A 21385-nucleotide genomic window follows, 5' to 3' on the forward strand; every position below is an offset into this window, starting at 1 on the left:
CCTCACTTGGGGTCGCCGCAGCGCTGCAGCGCCTCCATCGACTCGGCCGCCAGCGCGCAGCGGACCTCGGCGGAGGTGCCCTCGCTCAGGCACTTGGCCTGCAGGTCCTTCGCCATGTCCTTGGCCAGCTGCGTGGTCTTGTCGGCCTCGGCCGCGCCCGCTCCGCCGCTCATCAGCTTCTCGAAGTGGGCCGCGAACTGGGCGCACTCGGACTCCGTCGCCTTGCCGTTGGAACATGCCCCGAAGAGCAGGACGAAGGACGCGCAGGCGGGCAGGATGACGTGACGCATGAGGGGTCCTCGGGACTGGCTTACGGGCGAAGGTAGACGAAGTCGAGGCGCGGATGCGCTCCGCCCGCTGCGCGGCCGAGGAGGTCGCTCTAGCCGGCGTTCATGAACGGATAGCGGAAGTCGCGGAGCGGCGCGAAGGTCTCCTTGATCGTCCGCGGGGAGATCCACCGCACCAGGTTGAGCAGGCTGCCGGCCTTGTCGTTGGTGCCGCTGGCCTTGCTGCCGCCGAACGGCTGCTGACCGACGACGGCGCCGGTCGGTTTGTCGTTGATGTAGAAGTTGCCGGCCGCGTGGCGCAGCGTCCGGGTCGCGTCGACGATCGCCTGCCGGTTCTCGGCGAAGATGGCGCCGGTCAGCGCGTACTCGCTGCCGCGCTCGCACAGCGCGAGGGTCTCCTCGAAGCGCGCCTGCGGGTAGATGTGGATCGTCAGCACCGGCCCGAACAGCTCCTCCTTCATCGTCCGGTACTCCGGCTCGACCCCGGCGATGACCGTGGGGCGGATGAAGAAGCCGGTCTTGTCGTCGCTCTCGCCGCCGATGACCTCGCCGACGCGCCCGCCCTGGCGGCTGCGCGCCTCCTCGATCGCCTCGCGCAGCTTGGCGTAGGCGCGGGCGTCGATCACCGCGCCCATGAAGTTGGTGAAGTCGCTGACGTCGCCGACCTTGATGCTGGCGATGCCGTCGCCGAGGTGCTCCCGCACCTGCGGCCACAGGTTGTCGGGGATATAGGCCCGCGAGGCGGCCGAGCACTTCTGGCCCTGGTACTCGAAGGCGCCGCGCAGCAGGTTGTGCGCCAGCGACTGCACGTCCGCGCTCGGGTGGGCGAACACGAAGTCCTTGCCACCTGTCTCTCCGACCAGGCGCGGATAGCTGACGTAGTTGTCGATGTTGTTGCCGATCGACCGCCACATCTGCTTGAACACCGGGGTCGAGCCGGTGAAGTGGACGCCGGCCAGGTCGCGGTGGGCCAGCACCTGCTCGCCGATGGCGGCGGGCGAGCCGGGCACGAAGTTGATGACCCCCGGGGGCAGGCCGGCCGCCTGCAGCAGCTCCATGATCACCGAGCCCGACAGCACCGCGGTCGAGGCCGGCTTCCACACCACCGTGTTGCCGCACAGCGCCGGCGCCGTCGGCAGGTTGCCGGCGATCGAGGTGAAGTTGAACGGCGTCACGGCGAACACGAAGCCGTCGAGCGGGCGGTACTCGACGCGGTTCCACGTGCCCGGCGACGAGATCGGCTGCTCGCCGTAAAGCTGCGTCAGGTAGTGGACATTGAAGTGGAAGAAGTCGATGAGCTCGCAGGCCGCGTCGATCTCGGCCTGGTGCGCGGTCTTCGACTGGTTCAGCATCGTCGCCGCGTTGAGCCGGTCGCGGAACGGCCCGCGCAGCAGCGCCGCCGCTCGCAGGAAGATCGCCGCCCGCTGGTCCCACGGCATCGCCGCCCACTCGCCGCGGGCCGCCTGTGCCGCCGCGATGGCGTCGCCGACCTCGCGGGTCCCGGCCTGGTGGAACCCGCCGAGCTCGGCCTTCCGCTGGTGGGGGCAGACGATGGGGCTGATGTTCCCGGTCCGCACCGCCTTGCCGCCGATCCACAGCGGCAGGTCGAACTTCTTATTGGCGAGCTCGGCGTAGGTGGCCTTGAGCGAAGCCCGTTCCGGCGTGTCGGGCGCGTACGTGCGCACGGCTTCGTTGACGGGGTCGGGGACGCGGAACAGGCCAAACGACATCAGGGCGGTCTCCAGGCTGGCGCAAGCATGCACGGAATCCCGGCCGTCGGCGACGGTCGCGGTGGCTCCAGGGCATGCCGCCCAGGCGGGCGCGAAGGCTATCAGGCTCCGGGCTCGCTGACAGCGGCCTGCGTGCGCGGGCTCGCGCACATCGGGGGTCGGCGTCGGCGAGGAAGGAGCGCGAGGAGGGCGAGGCCGGCGAGGCCAGCGGGGCCGCTGGCGGCCAGGTCGCAGCCGCGGCGGGTGGCCGGCGCCGGGGCGTCCAGGGCCGGCGGCGGGGCCGGGGGCTCGATCCGGGGCGGTTCGCGGCTCTGCGTCTCCGGCGAAGCCGGGGCGGGGGCGGCGTGCCGGCGCCGAGGGCTGCGAGATCTTCGTCGGCGGTGCCCATCTGGCGGGTGCGGGAGCACATCGTGTCGCCGAGATCGCCCTCGGCGGTGCGGTGGGCGTAGACCAGGTATTTACCGAGCACGAAGCTGCGGCCGCACGCGGCGCTGCTCGAGCGGGTCACGAGGGTCGTCGACGCCGGCAGGTCGCCCTTGAACACGCGCTGGACGGCGAGCGCGTAGCGGACCATGCCGGTGCCGTCGGAGGTCTGGACGGTCTCGACGCGGCCTTCGAACACGGCCTCGGCCTGGTCGCGGGCGACCGTGGGCGCGGGTGGCGGCATGCAGCTGCAGGCCTGCACCTCGTGAGGAACCGCCCAGACTGCGACCGCGACCAGGCTCACGGCGAGGAGGATTGGGCGTTGCCGGTGCAAGTCCCGCAAGCTAACCACGCACCGGCGCGCCCGGCAAGCGGCGTGCCGGCCTCGGGGCCTTGTGGCGCCTAACGATCGTCGCCGATCGGGGCGCGGCCCTGAACGAGGTTATTTGCGAGGAAGCCAGCGATGTTGACGGTATCTGAGATCACCAAGTCGTACGGCGGGAAGGTGCTGTTCGACGACGTCACGACGTCGTTCGAGCCCGGTCACCGCTACGGTCTGACGGGGGCGAACGGCGCCGGCAAGTCGACCTTCATGAAGATCCTCGCCGGCGAGCTCGACCCCGACAAGGGCGGGGTGTGGAAGCCGCCGCGGACGCGCCTGTCCGTCCTTCACCAGGACCACTTCCGCTTCGAGGGCTGCCGGATCCGCGACGTCGTCATCATGGGCAACCGCCGCCTGTGGGACGCCATGGAGGAGAAGGAGAAGCTGCTCGCCAGCGGCGACATGAGCGACGAGGTCGGCATGCGCCTCGGCGAGCTCGAGATGGTCATCAGCGAGGAGGACGGCTACGGCGCCGAGACCGAGGCCGAGCGGCTGCTCGAGGGCCTCGGCATCCCGGCCGCCGAGCACGAGCTGCCGCTGTCGACCTTGACCGGCGGCATGCGCCTGCGCGTGCTGCTGGCCCAGGCGCTGTTCGGCAACCCCGACATCCTGCTGCTCGACGAGCCGACGAACCACCTCGACCTCGAGTCGATCCACTGGCTCACCAACTTCCTGCTCGAGTACAAGGGCGTGCTGGTCGTCATCTCGCACGACCGCCACTTCCTCAACGAGGTGTGCACCCACACCGCCGACGTCGACTACGAGAACATCATCACGTACACCGGCGGCTACGACGACATGCTGCGGCAGAAGATCCAGTACCGGATCTCGGCCGAGAAGAACAACCAGAGCAAGCAGAAGCGGATCTCCGAGCTCAAGGAGTTCATCCAGCGCTTCGGCGCCAACGCCAAGAAGGCCAGCCAGGCGCAGTCGCGGCGGCGGGCGATCGCCAAGATCGAGCTGGTCGACCTCAAGCGCAGCAACATCCAGCGGCCGTTCATCCGCTTCGACCAGAAGGCCCCGAGCGGCAAGCTGGCGCTGTCGGTCGACCGCCTGTGGAAGTCGTTCGACGGCAAGCCTGTCCTCAAGGACATCACCTTCAACGCCACCCGGGGCGAGAAGATCGCGGTCGTCGGGCCCAACGGCATCGGCAAGACCACCCTGCTCAAGTGCATCGCCGGCACCTACGAGCCCGACCGCGGCAAGCTCACCCTCGGCCACGAGGTCGTGCTCGGCTACCTGCCGCAGGACCACGAGGACGGGCTCGGCAACGTCGAGAACCGGACCGCGTTCCAGTGGCTGTACCAGTGGGACCCGAAGTCGACGGTCGAGGAGATCCGCGGCCTGCTCGGGCGCATGCTGTTCCCCTCGGAGGACGCCGACAAGCCGGTCAAGGCGCTCAGCGGCGGCGAGACCGTGCGCCTCCTGCTGGCCAAGATGACGCTCATCAAGCCGAGCCTGCTGCTGCTCGACGAGCCGACCAACCACCTCGACCTCGAGTCGATCCGCGCGCTGACCGAGGCGATGCAGAAGTACGAGGGCACGCTCATCTTCGTGTCCCACGACCACGCCATGGTCTCCGAGGTCGCCACCCAGGTGCTCGAGCTCAAGGGCGACAAGGGCTACGACCTGTTCCCCGGCAACTACGAGGAGTTCCTCGACAAGACCGGCAAGAGCGCGTCCCGCTGAGCGCAGCTTCCTTCGGACATGTCCAGGCGGGCATGTCCGAAAGGCCCTGTCCTGAGGGCTCTGTCCGCGAGGGCAGGGCCCTCAGAACATCTTCTTGGCCGCGTTGATCTTCTCGACGTACTTCTTGCTGCCCTCGGGCACGCCGCGCTTGCCGGCCTTGCGCCACTTGAGCACGTGCCCGGGCCCGCCGTGGTAGGCGGCCAGCCCGAGGTCGGTGTTGCCGTCGAACTTGCGGATCATGCGGGCCAGGTAGAGGCTGCCGGCGCGCACGTTGAAGCCGGGGTCGAGCGGACGCGAGCGCTCGCCGAGGCTGCTCGCCAGCTCGCGCGCGGTCGACGGCATCAGCTGCATGAGCCCCTGCGTGCCGCCGGGGCCGCGAGCACGCGCGTTGAACTTGCTCTCGACCCAGATCACCGCGTTGATGAGCCGCGGGTCGAGCTTGTTGTTCTTCGCCGCCGACTTCACGTGCGGCTGCACCGCCGCGATCTCCTTGCGCTGCGAGGCAGGCCAGCGTTCGCAGGCGTCGCCCCCGCCGCCGTCCTGCGGGTCCAGCGAGGCTTCCGCGGGAGATCGCGCAGGCTCCACGCGTGAGGTGGCACAGCCGGGAGCCCCGAGGGCGGCCCCCAGCAACATCCAAACAACGGTCCATCGCGCATGGCGGAGGCTCTTGAGGGCTCGCGGCGCGGTCGAAGGCTGTAGGGTAGTCATGGGTGTGAAATATCCTACATTGTCCGGGGAGGACCCAGAGTTTAGCGAAAATCGAGGCGGGCGTGCATCTCGCCACGCGTGCTCGAAGGGAATGTTCGTATGATGGGTTCTCGTAGCTCGCCAGGCGCGCGGGCAGGAGCGGAGACATGGCTTTGAAGGCAGACGCAATTCTCCTCCTCTGCGGCGTGACGGTCGGGCTGCCGGCGGTCGCCGCGGCCGCCGACGGCGAGCGATACGACCCCTACGCGAAGATGGCCACCGGCGCGCATCACTACGACATGCGCGAGGTGTTGCAGGCGCGTGGCAAGTTCGTGGCCGAACCGGTCCAGCAGCCGGACCTGTCGCTGCTCGACTCGCTGCCCCTGAGCGCGCGCGCGTCGGAGCCGCAGGCGCCCGGGCAGCTGCCCGAGGGGTGGGTGCAGATCGGCGAGGTCGTGCAGCGGCGCGAGATCGCCGAGGGCCGCAAGCAGATCGACCCAAAGCCGCTGCCGGCCTGGGAGGACATCGAGGGCAACCAGTACCCGCGCAAGGGCACGGTGTTCCTCAACTTCAACGGCGGCATGCTCAAGGCCGGCGACGACAACTCGGCCGAGAACAAGTCGACGCTGGCCCGCCACAACCACCCGTACCCGGTGTTCAACGGCTCGGAGGCGACCGCGCTGACCCTGATCCAGGCGGTCCAGCAGGACCTCGAGACGCTCGGCGTCCGCGTCCTCTACCTCAACCGCCCGAGCAAGACCGTGCCCTACACGATGGCGATGGTCGGCGGCTCGTGGTCCGACACCAACATCAGCGACCCGGCCGGCGGCGTCGCCCTGGGCACCGACTGCGAGGACCGCGACCAGCGCAACGTGGTCTACGCGTTCGACAGCAGCTCGGCGACGATCAGCCAGGAGGTCGCCCACGCGTGGGGCCTCGACCACACGCTCGGTAGCGATCGCATCATGAGCTACCAGGCCGGCAACAACAAGCACTTCGGCGACAACTGCCAGGCCCTGTGCGAGGAGCAGTGTCAGGGCCCCGGCACCATCGGCTGCCGCCTGATCCACGAGATCTACTGCGGCGTGGACAGCGAGCAGCAGAACGACCTCGCGGAGCTCAACAAGATCTTCGGCACCCCCGAGCCCGACACCGAGCCGCCCACGGTCAACATCTTGCCCGACGGCGACGTGATCGAGCTGGAGGTCGGCGCCAACATCGAGGTCAAGGCCGACATCCACGACAACTACGGCGGCGTCGGCTGGCGCATCAAGGTCAGCCGCGACGGCCAGGTCGCGCTCGACGAGGTCGACTACGAGAAGGTCGGCGCCTGGTACTTCTCCAACCTGGAGGCCGGCACCTACGAGGTCGTGCTCGAGGCCGAGGACCACGCCGAGCACGTGGTCCAGGACAAGCTGACGATCCTCGTCGGCACGCCGAGCCCGCCCACCAGCACCGGGGGCGACAGCGAGGGCGACAGCGAGGGCACCACTGCCGGCGTCGACTCCGACTCCGACGACACCGGGGGATCTGCCAGCGACGGCAGCACCTCCGAAGTGGGTCCGGGCGCCGACGACAAGGGCGGGTGCGAGTGCCGCAGCACCGACCAGGGGGCGGGCAGCGCGCTCGGCTTGCCGCTCCTCGGCTTGTGGCTGGCCCACCGGGCCCGCCGGCGCCGCCGGGCCTGAAGCCGTCGGCGGTCCGTGCGCGGACGCGCGCGTGACCTCGACCGCGCCCCCGCGGCTTGACCGGCCCGGGCGGCCACGCATATAAGCCTGTTCCTCGCGCCCGGCGGGGGTCTCGAAGAACGATCCGGGCGGTCGCAGCCACCATCTGGCTGCCGCGCGGGCGGGCGGATCGCCCCAGAGAATGCGAGCGCTTCGTGTCTGAGAACCAGCAAGCCATCATTCGTACCGGCGGGCGGCAGTTCCGCGTCAGCACCGGTTCCGTGCTCCGCGTCGAGAAGCTCCCGGTGGAAGCCGGCGCCACAATCGACTTCGAGGTGCTGCTCGTCGGCCAGGGCGACGCCGTGAAGATCGGCAAGCCGCTGGTCTCGGGCGCCAAGGTCGAGGCCAAGGTCGTGAGCCACGGGCGCGGGCCCAAGCTCATCGTCTACAAGTTCCGCAAGCGCACCAACTACCGCAAGAAGCAGGGCCACCGGCAGGCCTACACCGAGGTGAAGATCACCTCGATCACCGGCTGAACCGCGCCGCTGGAGAACGACGATGGCACACAAAAAAGGTCAAGGTTCGATCAAGAACGGCCGCGACTCGAACGCGCAGAACCGCGGCGTGAAGCGGTTCGGCGGCGAGGTCGTGCGCGCCGGCAACATCCTGGTCCGCCAGGCGGGCAGCAGCTTCCACGCTGGCCCGAACGTCGGCACCGGCAAGGACTACACCCTGTTCGCGCTGGTCGACGGCACGGTCCGCTTCTACAAGCGCGGCCACGAGCGCAAGGCGTTCATCGCCATCGACCCGCTCGCGGCCCAGGCAGACACTGCCGCCGCTGCGGAGTGAGCGATGCGCTTCATCGACCAGGTCCGGATCGTCGTCCGCGCAGGGCGAGGCGGCGACGGGCTGGTCGGCTGGCGCCGTGAGAAGTTCGTGCCCGACGGCGGTCCCGCGGGCGGTGACGGCGGCAAGGGCGGCGATGTCGTCTTTGTCGCCGACGATCATTTGACGACGCTGCTGGACCTGAAATTTCGCCAGCACTTCGCGGCCGAGAGCGGGCGCCCCGGCGGCCCCAACAAGATGACGGGCCGCTCGGGCAACGACCTCCGGATCCGCGTGCCCGTCGGCACGACGGTGTTCTTCGAGGCGCTGGCGGGCGAGCCCGGCGAGCGTCCGCCGTGGCTGGCCGACAGCCTCGACGAGGAGCTCGACCAGATCGGCGCGATCACCTGGACCGACGACGGCACCGACATCCCGGAGCCGGTGCGGGTCCAGAAGTCGGGGCCGATCCGCCGCGCGCAGGCCGAGAAGGAGCGCCGCGACACGGAGCTCGAGCCCGGGGCGCAGCTCGGCGACCTGACCTTCCACGGCCAGGAGCTGGTGGTGGCCCACGGCGGCCTCGGCGGCCGCGGCAACGTCCACTTCCGCAGCTCGACCAACCGCGCGCCCGACTTCGCCGAGCCCGGCGTCGGCGGCGACGCGTACTGGCTGCGGCTCGAGCTCAGGCTGCTGGCCGACGTCGGCATCGTCGGCTTCCCCAACGTCGGCAAGTCGACCTTCATCCGCGCGATCAGCCGCGCGCGTCCGAAGGTCGCCGACTACCCGTTCACCACTCTGGTGCCGCAGCTCGGCGTGGTCGCCCTGGCGGGCGAGCGCTCGCTGGTGGTCGCCGACGTGCCGGGCCTGATCCACGGCGCCAGCGAGGGTCGCGGCCTCGGCCTCGACTTCCTCCGCCACCTCGAGCGCACGCGCGTGCTGCTGCACCTGCTCTCGCCCGACCCGACGCCCGGCCGCGACCCGATGGCCGACCTCAAGGCGCTGGAGAAGGAGCTCACGCAGTACGGCACGATGTTCGAGGGCCGGCCGCGGGTGGTCGCGCTCAACAAGATCGACACGCCCGAGGGCCAGGAGGCGATGGGACCGCTGCGCAAGCTGCTGCGGGCCCAGGGCATCCCGCTGTTCCCGATCTCGGCCCGCACCGGCGAGGGCGTGCCGGAGCTGCTCGAGGCGCTGTGGCGCCGCGTCGACATGGTCCGCCGCGGCGCCGCGTCGGGCCCGCTGCCGGCCCCGCAGGGCTAGCGGTCGCCAGGACATGCTCGCAGGAGCATGTCCTTCGCGCATGACGAAAGGGGCATGTCCTGGCGGACATGCCCCTTCGGACATGCGGTCGAGGTCGCTCAGCCGCGGGTCGCCTTGTCGCGGGTGTCGTAGACCTGGACGTTGTTGGGCTTCATACGCCCGGTGGCGTAGAGCAGGCGCGCGTTGGCGGTGCGGAGGTCGATGCGCGAGTTGACGATCCGGAGGATCGCGGTCAGCTGGTCGGCCTCGGCGTCGATGATGTCGTTGGTGGTGGCGGAGCCGACGGCGAACAGCTCGGTGGCGACGCGGTAGGCCTCGACCGCGGACTCGAGCGTGCGGGCGCTGAGCTCGATGTCGGCGATCGCCTTGTTGCGGGCGAGGTAGGCCTGGGTCACCTCCATGGCGATCCCGCGGCGCATGACCTCGATCTGGGCCACGAGCTCGCGCTTGTTGGCCTTGTACTCGCGGATCTCGGCGCGCGTGCGCAGGGCCGAGTTGAGCGAGTAGGTCAGCTGGGCGCCGACCGACCACGACCCGCGCCACACCGGCGCCAGCGGGAAGAAGCGCTGGTTCGGGTTGGCGTAGGTGGCCTCGGCGAACGCGTCGAGGCGCGGGAAGTAGCCGGCGCGGGTCGCCTTGATGCCGTAGTCGACCGCGCCGATGCTCTTCTCCATCGACTTGAGCTCGAGCCGCTTGTCGTGGGCCTCGCGGATCAGGCTGTCGAGGTTGCCGAGGTCGGCCATGTCGGGCGGCAGGTCGATGACGTCCTCGCCCGGCGAGAAGTCGAGGTCCTGGTCGTTGAGCATGATCGCCAGGCCCTGCTCGGCGGTCGTGCGGAACACCCGGGCGTCGTTGATCGCTTGCTCGATCTGCGCGATCTGGGCGGTCAGGCGCATCACCTCCGCCTTGGTCGCGCTGCCGGCGTTGAACAGGTTCTCGACGTCGAGCGCGCGCGCCTTGACGCGGCGCAGCGAGTCCTCGACGGCGACCACCGAGGCGACCGTGCGCAGCCAGTTGTAGTAGGCGAGGCGGGCGTCGGTCTCGACCTTGATGCGCTCGGCGTCGCGGGCGAGGGCGACGGCGTCGCGGCGGGTCTCGGAGCCGCGCTTGGCCGGCACCAGCGACAGGATGTAGTCCGAGATCGGGACCGACAGCTGGGCCTGCAGCGAGTACGAGTTGAGCGGGATCTGGATCTTGAACGGCGGCGCGACCACCAGCGTGAGCGGCTGGCCGGTGTTCGGGTCGACCGTGCACATCTGCGGCGAGCCCATCGCGCACGGGCCGATGCCGATCGGGATCGGGTCGCCGCCGGGCTCGGGACCGGTCGCGGCGCCGACGCTGTAGCCGCCGCCGAAGTTGATCGCGGCCTTGGACAGGCGGGTGTAGCCGGCCTTGCCCGAGAGCTGCGGCAGGAAGGCGATCATCGTCTGATCGAGCTTGGCCGCGGCGGCCTGGATCTGGGCCTCCTTGGCGGCGACCGACGGTGACTCGGCGACCGCCTGCACCGCGACCTTGTCGGCGGTCAGGCCGCCGGACCTGGGCGCGAGCGCCTCGGCGAGCGGGCCCTCGCGCAGGTACGCGGTGGCATCGAAGGGGGCAGCGTCGGCGGAGGCGGGCGGAGCTTGCCGGGTGGGCGGCGGCGGCGGCCCTGCGGGGCCGGGGCCGTCAGCGCCAGGGCGACGGACAACACGAGGGACATGGTGGGAGAGTCCTGTGCGAAAGAACCTGTTCTAAAGAACCTGTTCGAAGGGGAAGGTGCCCCGGCCGCTCACTCCGGCGGCTTGGTGACGCGGCGGAGGCGGGGAACACGACCTCGCGCTCGATCTCGAAGTCGTCGGACGGCGGCCGCGGGGCCTCGGCGACGAGCACCGGCATGACCAGATCGGGGGGCGGGGCCTGGGCCGGGGTGGCGGCCGCGGCGTGGGCCTGCACCTGGGTCGGGAGCGGGTCGTCGAGGGTCTCGGCGGGCTTGCTGGCGTCGACGCCGAAGAACTTGAAGCTGATCCAGCGCATCGACCGGCTGGTGACCATGCGGTCGAACAGCAGGTAGACGACGGGGACGACGACGAGGGTGAGGACGGTCGAGGTGATCATGCCGCCGATGACGATGACGGCCATGGGCGCGCGGGTCTCGCCGCCCTCGCCGAGGGCCAGGGCGACGGGGATCATGCCGAAGATGGTGGCCGCGGCGGTCATGACGATCGGGCGCAGGCGGATGGTGCCGGCCTGGACCAGCGCCTCGGTGATGACGGCCCCCTTCTCGCGCTCGCTGTTGGCGAAGTCGACCAGCAAGATCGCCGTCTTGGTGACGAGGCCCATCAGCATGATGAGGCCGATGAACGAGAAGATGTTGAGCGACATCCCGGCGAGGTAGATGCCGCCGAACGCGCCGACGACCGACAGCGGCAGCGAGACCATGATCGTGATCGGCTGGATCAGGCTGTCGAACTGGGCCGCGAGGATCATGTAGACGAGGATGATCGCCAGGAGGAGGGCGAAGATCATCGACTCGAACGACTCCTGCATGACCTCGGCGTCGCCCATGAAGCTGGTCTGCAGCTTCGCCGGCACGACCCGCTTGGCCGCGTCGGTGACGAGCTGCTGGGCCTCGCCGAGGGTGACGTCGTTGAGCGCCGCCAGCACCAGCACCTGGCGCAGGCGGTTCTGGCGCTCGATCTCGCTGGGGCCCTCGCCGCGCTCGACGCGGACCACCGCCGACAGGTCGACCAGGCGGCCCGAGGCCGAGCGGACCTTGATGTTGCCGAGCGACTCGAAGCTCGAGCGCAGCGATTCGGGCATGTAGAGGATGACGTCGTAGATCTCCGAGCCCTCCTTGAGGTCGGAGATCGGGTCGCCGGCCATCAGCGAGCGTACGGTGCGGGCGATCGAGGCGATCGGCACGCTGAGGTCGGCGGCCTTGTTGCGGTCGACCGCGATCGCGACCTCGGGCTTGCCGCCGCGGTAGGAGGTGTCGAGGTCGACGAACTTGCCGGTCTGGGCGAGCTCGCCCTTGAGCGCCTCGGCGGCGGCGACGACCTCGCTCAGGTCGGTGCCGCGGATCGAGAACTGGATCGGCTGGCTGCGGAAGCCGCCGTCGTTGCCGAACGGGTCGAGCTGGTCGACGGTGAACATCGCGCCCTCGACGTTGGCGAGGCGCTCGCGGGTCCACTTCATCGCGTCCTGCTGCGAGAAGCCGCGCTGCTTGGGCCGGTCGAGGGTGACGGTGATGCGCGCGCGGTTGACCTGGCCGACCGCGCCGCCGCCGATGGTGGTGAACGTGTCCTTGATCTGCGGCAGGTTGGCGCGCAGGTCGGCGGCCACGGCCTCGGACGTCTCGATGGTCGCCTCTAGCGCGGTGCCGGTCGGCAGCTCGACGTTGACCGCGAACTGCGACTGGTCCTCGGGCGGGAGGAACTCGGCGGGCACGCGGGTGACGAGGGCGCACGAGCCGAACAGCGACAGCAGGGCGATGAGGACGGTGGTCCACGGCCAGCGCAGCGACCAGCGCAGGACGCCGGCGTAGCCGCGCTCGACGGCGCCGAACATCTTGTTGAACAGGCGGGCGAACAGGCCGGGGGCGTGGCCGTGCTGCTGCCGCATGATGCGCGACGACAGCATCGGCGTCAGCGTGAACGACACCAGCATCGACAGCAGCACCGCCGCCGAGACGGTCAGGCCGAACTGGAAGAAGAAGCGGCCGATGATGCCCTTCATGTAGGCGACCGGCACGAACACCGCGACGATCGACAGGGTCGTGGCGATGACGGCGAGGCCGATCTCGCTGGTCGCGTCGAGGGCGGCGCGCATGCGCGGCTTGCCCATCTCGAGGTGGCGGTAGATGTTCTCGATCACCACGATCGCGTCGTCGACGAGGATGCCGATCGACAGCGACAGCGCCAGCATGGAGATGTTGTTGAACGAGAACCCCATGTACTGCATGAACGCGAACGTCGCCACGATGCTGGTCGGGATCGCCAGCGCGGCGATGAAGGTCGCGCGGATGTCGTGCAGGAACACGAGGATGATGACGATGGTGAGGATCGCGCCGAGGATGAGGTCGAACTTGACGTCACCGATGGCGTGCTCGACGAACACCGAGTTGTCGGTCGGCACGGCGGCGGTGATGCCCCGCCGCTCGAGGTCGGGCCGCATCTCGTCCAGCACCTCGCGCACCTGCTCGGCGAGGGACACGACGTTGGCGCCGGACTGCTTCTTGACGACCAGCGCGAGCGCCGAGTTGCCGTTGAGGAACGAGGCCGAGCGGGCGTCCTCGACGTCGTCGACGACCTCGGCGACGTCGCGGATCCGGACCACCGCGCCGGGCGGGCCGGGGATCAGGATGTCGGCGATCTCGGCGGCGCTCTTGACCTCGCCGCGGGTCTTCAGGGTCAGCTCGCTGGTGCCGGTCTTGATGAAGCCGGCCGGCAGCTCGAGGCTCTGCGCGCGCACGGCGTTGGCGACGTCGTCGGCGGTGAGGCCGAAGCCGGTCATGCGCGCCGGGTCGACGAGGACCTTGATCTCGCGCTCGCGGCCGCCGATGAGGTCGACGTTGCCGACGCCCGAGATCTGCTGGAGGCGCTGCTTGACCTCGTCCTTGGCGATCCGCGTCATCTCGGCCATCGGCACGTCGCCGGCCAGCGCGATCGAGAGGATCGGCGCGGCGCCGACGTCGAACTTCTGCACCACCGGCGGGTCGATGCCCTGCGGCAGGTCGCGCTCGATCGCCGAGATCTTGTCGCGCACGTCCTGCAGCGCCTGCACGCCGTCGACCTCGAGCTCGAACTCCATCACCACCTGGGTGACGGCCTCGAGGTTGCGCGAGGTCATGCGCTTGACGCCGCTGATCGACTGCAGCGCCTCCTCGATCGGGTCGGCGACCTTGGTCTCCATCGTCTCCGGGTCGGCGCCCGGGTAGACGACGGTCGCGGTGACGACCGGGAACTCGACGTTCGGGAACAGCTCGACGCCGATGCGCGGCAAGCTGAAGAAGCCGAACACCATCAGCGCGGCGATCAGCATCGTAGCGAAGATGGAGCGGCGGATCGAGACTTCGGCGAGCAGCATGGCGGGACCTCAGTGGGTGCCGGCAGACGGCGGCGGGGGATCGCTCGGGGCTTTCTTGCTCGGGTTCGCCTTGGCCACCTCGGCCTTGACGTCGGGCGCGGCCTTGGCGTCGGGCGCGGGCGCCGAACCCTCGGCGCCGGGCAGCACCGAGGCGAGCGGCGGGCGCAGCTCGAGCTCGACGTACATGCCGGGGCGCAGCGTCCCGTCCTTGTTGTCGACGTCGGTGACGATCTCGATCGTGCGCGTGGCGGCGTCGACGGTCGGCTGGACGCGCACGACCTTGGCCTCGCGCGAGACGCCGAGGGCGGAGAAGTGGGCGGTGACCTGGTCGCCGACGTGGACCAGCCGCAGCGCGGCCTCGGGGATCCGCGCCCTGACCTCGAGGACAGATTGGTCCTGGATCACGACGACGATGGTCGGCGGCATCATCGTCACGGTCTCGCCGACGTCCTTGAACTTGTGGGCGACGAGGCCGTCGATCGGCGAGACGACGGCCGAGTCGGCGGTGCCGCGGCGGGCCATCGACAGCGCGACCGTGGCCGCGCTGACGCCGTTCTCGGCGCTGTTGAAGGCCGACTCGGCCCGCTCGAGCACGGCCGCGGCGACGGTGCCCTTGGCGGCGAGCTGCTGCTGTCGCTCGAGCTCGCGCTTGGCGTTGTCGCGGGCGATCTGCGCGCCCTGCAGGCTGGTCTCGGCCTGGCTGACGCCGAGCCGGGTCGAGCGAGCGTCGAGGCGGAACAGCACCTGGCCCTTCTTGACCATCTGCCCCTCCTCGACGTCGACCGTGGCGAGGGTGCCGCTCATGCGCGGGCCGAGCTCGGCCTCCTGCTTGGGCAGCGCGGTGCCGACGTAGCGCTCGATCGAGAGGTCGCGCGCGCCCGCCTTGACGCCCGGCTGCGGCCCGGGACCCTTGTTGCTCGGGACCGGGATCGTCGGCGCGGCGCCCTGCGCCGGCAAGGCGGGCTTCTCGGCCTCTTTGCTGTCGCAGGCGGCGACGAGGAGACCGGCGAGGACGAGGGGGACGATGGTGTGGCGTGCGGTCATGGGGCTTTGGCGCCGTGGAGGAAGAAGTCGATCAGGGGGTCGGCTTGCGTGCGGAGGCCGGGGGACAGCCGGTTCGCACCCAGGAGAAGATCGTCGCGTCGGTCAGGCCGCTGAGGAGCACCGCGAGGCGCTCGATCGAGAGGTCGCTGCGCAGCTGGCCGCGCTCGACCGCGTCGCGCAAGGTCGCCTGGCTGAGCGCGAAGTAGCGGGCGTGGTTCTCGTCGATCAGCGCCTGCTCGATGCGCTTCTGGGCCCAGTCGAAGCCGCCGCCGATCGAGACGTAGAGCAGGAACAGCGCGCCGTGCTCCTCGAGGAAGTCGAACGCCTCGCGCGTGGAGGCCCGCATGCGCTCGATCGGGTCTTCGAGCCGCTGGTGGACCAGGATCCGCTGGTACACCAGCTCGTGCGTCCGCTGCAGGATCGAGCGGAACACCTCTTCCTTGTTCTTGAAGTAGTTGTAGACGGTGCCCGCGGCCACGCCCGCTTCGGCGGCGATGTCGGCCATCTTCGCGTCCTGGAATCCGAGCCGCCCGAACACCCGCGTGGCCGCGTCGAGGATCGCCTCGCGGTATGCGGCGCGCGTCTCCGTCCGTACCACCTCGCGGACTCGCGCACCACGCGATTTGCGCGGCACATCGTCACCGCCATCGACCCTGCGCGACACCGGGGGTTCATTGGCGTGAACGGAGATTCATGTCAAGGTGAGATCAGTATCGCTCGCGAAACGGGCCGACTTTCGCTGGCTTGGCGATTGGCACAAAAACTTCGCGCCAGGCCGCTGCAGGAGCGAGCTCTGGCGCGGGTTCATGGCCTTGAATCGAAGTTCAGGTCGTACGTGGGAGCGGCGGGGCCTTCTGCGGGCGCAGATCTCCGAGCGCGTCGCGCAAGGACTTCGGCACGTCGATGCCGGTGGCGGCCTTGATCTGCTCCGAGGCGTCCACCAGGTGGGCGGCGAGCGGCTGTCCTTCGGTACCTGTCCCCCTGGGCAGGATCGTCAGGCGGTCGATCTTGAGCTCGCCGATCGTGCCGGCCAGGCTGTGGAACAGCGGGACCAGCTTCTGCATCAGCAGCACGTCGCGGGCCGCGGCGCCGCCCTTGTTGTAGGTGGCGGCGATCTGCGAGAGCACATGGGCGGTGGCGCGGCCCTGCTCGATGATCCGCGCGGCGTGGCCCTTGGCGTCCTCCTCGGCCTTGCGGCGGGCGGCGTCGGCGGGGGCGAGGATGTCGGCCTGCAGCTGGCGGCGGACCTGCTCGATGCGCGCGTCCTGCATGCCGACCTCGGCGCGGGCCTGGGCGATGAGGGCCTCGACCTCGCCCTGCTGCTGGGCGATGAGGGCGGCGCGGCGGGTCTGGGCGTCGGCGATCCGGCGCTCGTTCTCCTTGAGGGCGATCTGGGTGTGCGCCTCGAGGGTGGTGAGCTCGGAGTTGCGGGTGTTGGTCCACCGCTGCTCGGTGGCCTGGGCCTGGCTGACGGCCTCGGCGATCAGGGCGTCGCGCCGGATCGCGGCGGCCCGCTGGCGGCCCATGGCGTCGAGGTAGCCGACCTCGTCGCTGACGTTCTGGATCTTCAAGGTGTCGAGCACGAGCCCGAGCTTGTTGAGGTCGTGCTCGGCCTCGGCGGCCAGGCGCTGGGCGAAGGTCTCCTTGTCGGTGTTGACCTGCTCCGGCGTCATGGTCGCCAGCACGCCGCGCAGGTTGCCCTCGAGGGTCTCGCGCGCGGTCTTCATGATCGAGTCGCGCGAGCGGCCGAGGAACCGCTCGACGGTGTTGTTGAGCAGCGGCTCCTCGCCCGGCACCTTGATGTTGGCGACGCCCTGGATGTTGAGCGGGATGCCGCCGCGCGAGTAGGCGTTCTTGACCTGGACCTCGATGATCATGTTCGTCAGGTCCATGCGGTCGACCGTCTCGAACAAGGGGATCCGGATCGCCCGGCCGCCGCGGATGATCTTGTAGCCGAACAGCTTGCCGTCCTCGGTCTGGCGCTGGCGGCCGCTGAAGATCAGCACCTCGTTCGGCTGGCACACGTAGAGGACGTTCTTGATGATGAGCAGCAGGGCGACGAACGCGATCGCGGCGACCCCGAGCAGGGCCATCAATACTTCCATGTTCACTGGGCACCTGTCTTTCCGGCCAGGATCGCGGGCACGTCGACGCCGGTGGTCTCGCGCAGGGCGCTGAGCACCGAGGCGACCGCGCGCGGGTAAGAGGCGGCGTAGCTGGAGATCGCGCTGCCGTCGCCCGGGTCGAGCGCGGCGACCTCGCGGATCTTGAGCTTCTCGATCGGCTGCAGCACCGCGGCCAGCAGCTCCTCGAGGTGCTGGATGACGTAGATCTCGCGCGCCTGCGGGCCCATGGTCTGCCACGCCTCGCTGGTGAGGCGCAGGACCTCGGCCACCGCGGCGCCGTTCTCGATCGTCGGCGCGGCGTCGCCCTTGGCCAGGAGCAGCCGCGCGGCCCGGTCGACCTCGGCCGGGATGATGACCTCGGCCATGAGGCGCTTCTGCTCGAGGTCGCTGCGCACGGTCTGCAGCTCCTGCTCGGCGTTGGCGCGCGCGGTCTTGGCGGCGGCCTCGGCCTCGCGCTCGACGGCGGCGGCGCGGCCCTCGAGCTCGGCGCGGATCTTCGCCAGCTCGTTGCGCTTGACCAGGATCGCGGTCTCGGCGGCGGCCTTGGCCACCTCGGCGCGCTGGTTGGCCTGGGCCTGGGCCTCGGTGATCTCCTGCTGGGCCTGGCTCTCGGCCTTCTCGGCGTCGCGCAGGACCGCGGCGATCTGCGGCCGACCCAGCGAGTCGAGATAACCTGTCTCGTCGGCAACGTGCTGGATCTTCAGGGTGTCGAGCTGCAGGCCGAGCTTGTCGAGGTCGTCCTGGGCGCTCTTGGCCAGGTTGTTGGCGAACTCGAGCCGGTCGTGGTTGACCGCCTCGGGGGTCATCTGCGCCAGCACCTCGCGCAGCGCGCCCTCGAGGGTCTGACGCGCGACCTGCATGACCTCCTGCGTGGAGCGGCCGAGGAAGCGCTCGATCGCGTTGCGGATCAGCCGCGGGTCGGGGCTGATCTTGACGTTGGCGATCGCGTGGATCTTGAGCGGGATGTTGCCGGCCGAGTAGGCGTTCTGCACGTAGACGTCGATCGACATCGCCGACATGTCGAGGCGGTCGACGAGCTCGAGCACGGGGATCCGCCAGGCGCGGCCCTTGCCGCAGCCGTGGAACTCGGGCGCCTGACCGACGACGCCGCGGCCGAGGATCACCAGCGGGCCGAGGTCGACGCCGTCCTTCACGCGCTTGCGGCCGGTGAAGATCAGCGCCTCGTTCGGGTGACAGATGTGGAGGAAGTTCTTGACCAGCAGCAGCAAGAGCAGCACGCCGAGGCCGATGCCGAGCGCGCCGACGATCGCCAGACCGGCGACGTTTTGGGTCAACGCTTCGAAGGTGGATTCCACAGCTGGCGCGAACGCCAGGGACGTGACGGGCAGGTTCACTCGATCCTCCGGTGCAGGTTGGCCGCGGTCAGACGCCCGGGGCGCGGGCGACGACGGCGGTGGTGTCGTTCATGGCGATGACGAGGGCCTCGTCGCCGGAGGAGAAGCCGCGCTCCTCCTCGGTGGTGGCCAGGACGTCGACGGTGGTGCCCTTGAGCGTGAGCCGCACCTTGCCGAGGTCGCCGGCGCCGAAGCCGACCATCACGCGGCCGCTGCGGCCGATGTAGTCGGCGGCGCTCGCGGCCGTGCTGGTCTCGCTGTGCGACAGGCTGCGGAACACCGCGACGGTGCCCTGGCCGGTCAGAAGGCCCATGGCGACCGCGGCGACGAGGGCGAAGGTCGGGCTGTCGACGAGGTCGAGGCCGTCGAGCACGAGGCCGGTGAGCCCGAAGAAGGCGAGGAAGAACATCCAGAAGCGCAGCGAGAAGAAGGCGGTGAACAGCCCGGCCACCGCGCCGTGGTCCTCGCCGACGCCGTGGTCGAAGTGCTCGGCCTGAGTGCCGCCGTCGCCGCCGTCGCTGCCGCCGTCCTTGTCGCCGATGAGGATCGAGCCGAGGAGGAGGACGCCGCCGAGTCCGAATGCGAACAGGTAGAGGTAGATCAGCATCGCCTGAGGGGGCCTGACATTATGCCACGCCGACCGGCCTCGTGCGCGCCAGAAGCGCTCAGCCGGCCTCAGGGGCGCGACTTTCCGCAAAGAACGGCGTACACGCGCGGCCCACTCGACGGCTACGCTGCGGGTCTGTCAGCATCCCTCGCTGGAGCCATATGGCCGCCGACGACTACCGACTCCTGCCGCGCTCTTTTTCGCTCGCGACGCGCTCGACGTGGCGCGCGATCTGCTGGGCAAGCTGCTGCGACGCGACGGGGTGATCGTGAGGATCACCGAGGTCGAGGCCTATCGCCACCCGAACGACAGCGCGAACCACTGCCGCTTCGGCCTCACCGAGCGCAACGCGGCGATGTGGGGCCCGCCGGGCCGCGCGTACGTGTACCTCTGCTACGGGATCCACAACATGCTCAACCTCTCGACCAACGAAGAGGGCGAGGGGGCGGCGGTGCTCATCCGCTCGGCCGAGCCGGTGCTGGGGCTGACGGAGATCCAGCGCCGCCGCGGGGCCACGACGACGGGGCCGACGCTGCTCACCGGGCCGGGCAAGGTCGGGCAGGCGCTGCAGCTCGACACGTCGTGGTCGCATCATCCGGTCACCGAGCCCGGCGGGCTCGAGGCGCTCGACGCCCCGCCGGTCGGCGAGATCCTCGCCGGACCGCGCGTCGGCATCGACTTCGCCACGCCGGCCGACCGCGACGCCCCGTGGCGCCTGGCCGTGGCCGGGACGAAGTGGGTCAGCGCGCCGAAGGGCCTCCGCCCGGTGTAGCATCCCCGGCCATGCCGTCCGTGTTCACCCGGATCATCAACGGCGAGCTGCCCGGTCGCTTCGTCTACCAGGACGACCGCTGCGCCGCATTCCTGTCGATCGCGCCGCTGCGCCCCGGCCACACGCTGGTGGTGCCGAAGCAGGAGGTCGACCACTGGCTCGACCTCGAGGCCGACCTCGCCGCGCACCTGACGACGGTGGCGCAGGCGATCGGCCGCGGGCAGATGCTGGCGTTCGCGCCGGCCCGCGTCGGGCTGATGATCGCCGGGCTCGAGGTGCCGCACGTGCACCTCCACGTGGTCCCGATCGACGGGCCGCACGACCTCGACTTCGCCAACGCCGACCACCGCGCCAGCCCGGCCGCGCTCGACGAGGCGGCCGACAAGCTGCGCCAGGCGCTGGCCAAGCTGGCGCCCGAGGGCGCGGGCGACTGGTGTCTCTGAGGACATGTCACGAAGGACAGATGCGATGACGCACGACCCGCTGAACCTGCTGCAACGACCGCGGCGCAACCGCAAGCACCCCGCCATCCGCGCGTTCGTGCGCGAGACGACGCTGGGGCCCGAGCACTTCATCTACCCGCTGTTCATCCACGCCGGCGACGACGACGAGCCGATCGCGTCGATGCCCGGGTGCGCCCGCCTGTCGCGCAAGGGGCTCTTGGCCGAGGTCGAGGCCGCGCGCGCGGTCGGGGTCAACCTCGTCGCGCTGTTCCCGGCGGTGGCCGAGGCGCTCAAGACGTCCGACGGGCGCGAGGCGTGGAACCCGAACGGGCTCATCCCCGAGACGATCAAGGCGCTGAAGGACCGCTGGCCCGACCTGGTGATCGTCACCGACGTCGCGCTCGACCCGTACAACAGCGACGGCCACGACGGGATCGTCGCGCCCGACGGGCGCATCTTGAACGACGAGACGGTCGAGGCGCTGTGCGCCCAGGCGCTGTGCCAGGCCCACGCCGGCGCCGACATCGTCGCGCCGTCGGACATGATGGACGGCCGCGTGCAAGCGCTGCGCGAGGCGCTCGACGGCGAGGGCTTCACCGACGCGTCGATCCTCGCCTACACGGCCAAGTACGCCTCGGCGTTCTACGGGCCGTTCCGCGACGCGCTCGACTCGGCGCCCAAGAGCGGCGACAAGAAGACCTACCAGATGGACCCCGCCAACGCCCGCGAGGCGCTGCGCGAGGCCGAGCTCGACGAGGTCGAGGGCGCCGACATCCTGATGGTCAAGCCGGCCGGTCCGTACCTCGACATCCTCGCGGCGCTGCGCCGCGCGAGCAACCTGCCGCTCGCGGCCTACCAGGTCAGCGGCGAGTACGCGATGCTCAAGGCGGCCAGCGAGCGCGGCTGGCTCGACGAGAAGCGGGTGGTGCTCGAGAGCCTGCTCGGCATCCGCCGCGCCGGCGCCGACGTGATCTTCACCTACTTCGCCCGCCAGGCGGCGGAGTGGCTGACGGGCGCGAGGAAGTAG

18 protein-coding genes are annotated in these 21385 nt (G+C 70.2%); 8 read left to right on the forward strand and 10 right to left on the reverse strand.

Annotated features, from left to right (window positions below; translation table 11 throughout):
* Positions 1-2 precede the first annotated feature (2 nt).
* Together OV079_RS46845 and pruA are read right to left on the reverse strand one after the other, a co-directional pair.
* Positions 3-290 carry a hypothetical protein gene (locus OV079_RS46845; protein WP_267776517.1) on the reverse strand — a complete coding sequence of 96 codons (288 nt, stop codon included), beginning with the start codon at positions 288-290 and terminating at the stop codon, positions 3-5.
* Positions 291-379: 89 nt separating this feature from the next.
* Positions 380-2017, reverse strand: a complete 1638-nt coding sequence (gene pruA / locus OV079_RS46850) for an L-glutamate gamma-semialdehyde dehydrogenase (RefSeq protein WP_267776518.1) — start codon at positions 2015-2017, stop codon at positions 380-382.
* An 886-nt stretch (positions 2018-2903) separates the two neighbouring features.
* Between pruA and OV079_RS46855 the strand changes: the two genes are divergently transcribed.
* A complete protein-coding gene (locus OV079_RS46855; protein ID WP_267776520.1) occupies positions 2904-4511 on the forward strand; it encodes an ABC-F family ATP-binding cassette domain-containing protein in 1608 nt (535 codons plus the stop codon).
* Between the two features lie 81 nt (positions 4512-4592).
* On the opposite strand, the gene OV079_RS46860 is transcribed toward OV079_RS46855, so the two are convergent.
* Positions 4593-5144, reverse strand: coding sequence for a lytic transglycosylase domain-containing protein (locus tag OV079_RS46860; RefSeq protein WP_267776521.1), 552 nt, complete (start codon positions 5142-5144; stop codon positions 4593-4595).
* A 221-nt stretch (positions 5145-5365) separates the two neighbouring features.
* On the opposite strand from OV079_RS46860, the gene OV079_RS46865 reads away from it, so the two are divergent.
* From OV079_RS46865 to OV079_RS46880, 4 genes are all read left to right on the forward strand, one after another.
* The gene (locus OV079_RS46865; protein WP_267776522.1) at positions 5366-6886 is read left to right on the forward strand and encodes an MYXO-CTERM sorting domain-containing protein; all 1521 of its coding nucleotides are present in this window, start codon (positions 5366-5368) and stop codon (positions 6884-6886) included.
* Between the two features lie 194 nt (positions 6887-7080).
* Positions 7081-7401 carry a 50S ribosomal protein L21 gene (gene rplU, locus OV079_RS46870; protein ID WP_267776523.1) on the forward strand — a complete coding sequence of 107 codons (321 nt, stop codon included), beginning with the start codon at positions 7081-7083 and terminating at the stop codon, positions 7399-7401.
* Between the two features lie 22 nt (positions 7402-7423).
* Positions 7424-7714: a 50S ribosomal protein L27 gene (rpmA, locus tag OV079_RS46875; RefSeq protein WP_267704272.1), complete on the forward strand. Its 291-nt coding sequence runs from the start codon at positions 7424-7426 to the stop codon at positions 7712-7714.
* A gap of 3 nt (positions 7715-7717) precedes the next feature.
* Positions 7718-8947, forward strand: a complete 1230-nt coding sequence (locus OV079_RS46880) for an Obg family GTPase (RefSeq protein ID WP_267776525.1) — start codon at positions 7718-7720, stop codon at positions 8945-8947.
* Between the two features lie 98 nt (positions 8948-9045).
* On the opposite strand, the gene OV079_RS46885 is transcribed toward OV079_RS46880, so the two are convergent.
* From OV079_RS46885 to OV079_RS46915, 7 genes are all read right to left on the reverse strand, one after another.
* Positions 9046-10452, reverse strand: a complete 1407-nt coding sequence (locus OV079_RS46885) for a TolC family protein (protein ID WP_267776526.1) — start codon at positions 10450-10452, stop codon at positions 9046-9048.
* Positions 10453-10612: 160 nt separating this feature from the next.
* A complete protein-coding gene (locus OV079_RS46890; protein ID WP_267776527.1) occupies positions 10613-14011 on the reverse strand; it encodes an efflux RND transporter permease subunit in 3399 nt (1132 codons plus the stop codon).
* A 9-nt stretch (positions 14012-14020) separates the two neighbouring features.
* Positions 14021-15055 carry an efflux RND transporter periplasmic adaptor subunit gene (locus OV079_RS46895; protein WP_267776528.1) on the reverse strand — a complete coding sequence of 345 codons (1035 nt, stop codon included), beginning with the start codon at positions 15053-15055 and terminating at the stop codon, positions 14021-14023.
* 31 nt (positions 15056-15086) lie between these two features.
* A complete protein-coding gene (locus OV079_RS46900) occupies positions 15087-15653 on the reverse strand; it encodes a TetR/AcrR family transcriptional regulator (protein WP_267776529.1) in 567 nt (188 codons plus the stop codon).
* A 226-nt stretch (positions 15654-15879) separates the two neighbouring features.
* The gene (locus tag OV079_RS46905; protein ID WP_267776530.1) at positions 15880-17160 is read right to left on the reverse strand and encodes a flotillin family protein; all 1281 of its coding nucleotides are present in this window, start codon (positions 17158-17160) and stop codon (positions 15880-15882) included.
* A gap of 2 nt (positions 17161-17162) precedes the next feature.
* A complete protein-coding gene (locus OV079_RS46910; RefSeq protein ID WP_267776532.1) occupies positions 17163-18476 on the reverse strand; it encodes a flotillin family protein in 1314 nt (437 codons plus the stop codon).
* Positions 18477-18564: 88 nt separating this feature from the next.
* The gene (locus tag OV079_RS46915; RefSeq protein ID WP_267776534.1) at positions 18565-19143 is read right to left on the reverse strand and encodes a hypothetical protein; all 579 of its coding nucleotides are present in this window, start codon (positions 19141-19143) and stop codon (positions 18565-18567) included.
* A gap of 151 nt (positions 19144-19294) precedes the next feature.
* Here OV079_RS46915 and OV079_RS46920 point away from each other — a divergent pair, with 151 nt between their 5' ends.
* Genes OV079_RS46920 through hemB form a run of 3 tightly spaced genes read left to right on the forward strand, consistent with a single transcriptional unit; the run spans position 19295 to position 21385 of the window.
* The gene (locus OV079_RS46920; RefSeq protein WP_267778804.1) at positions 19295-19915 is read left to right on the forward strand and encodes a DNA-3-methyladenine glycosylase; all 621 of its coding nucleotides are present in this window, start codon (positions 19295-19297) and stop codon (positions 19913-19915) included.
* Between the two features lie 11 nt (positions 19916-19926).
* Positions 19927-20358 carry an HIT family protein gene (locus OV079_RS46925; RefSeq protein ID WP_267776535.1) on the forward strand — a complete coding sequence of 144 codons (432 nt, stop codon included), beginning with the start codon at positions 19927-19929 and terminating at the stop codon, positions 20356-20358.
* A gap of 40 nt (positions 20359-20398) precedes the next feature.
* Complete coding sequence (gene hemB / locus OV079_RS46930) at positions 20399-21385, forward strand: porphobilinogen synthase (protein ID WP_420829592.1); 987 nt, start codon at positions 20399-20401, stop codon at positions 21383-21385.

The sequence above is a fragment of the Nannocystis pusilla genome (assembly GCF_026626665.1).
GTDB lineage: Bacteria > Myxococcota_A > Polyangia > Nannocystales > Nannocystaceae > Nannocystis > Nannocystis pusilla.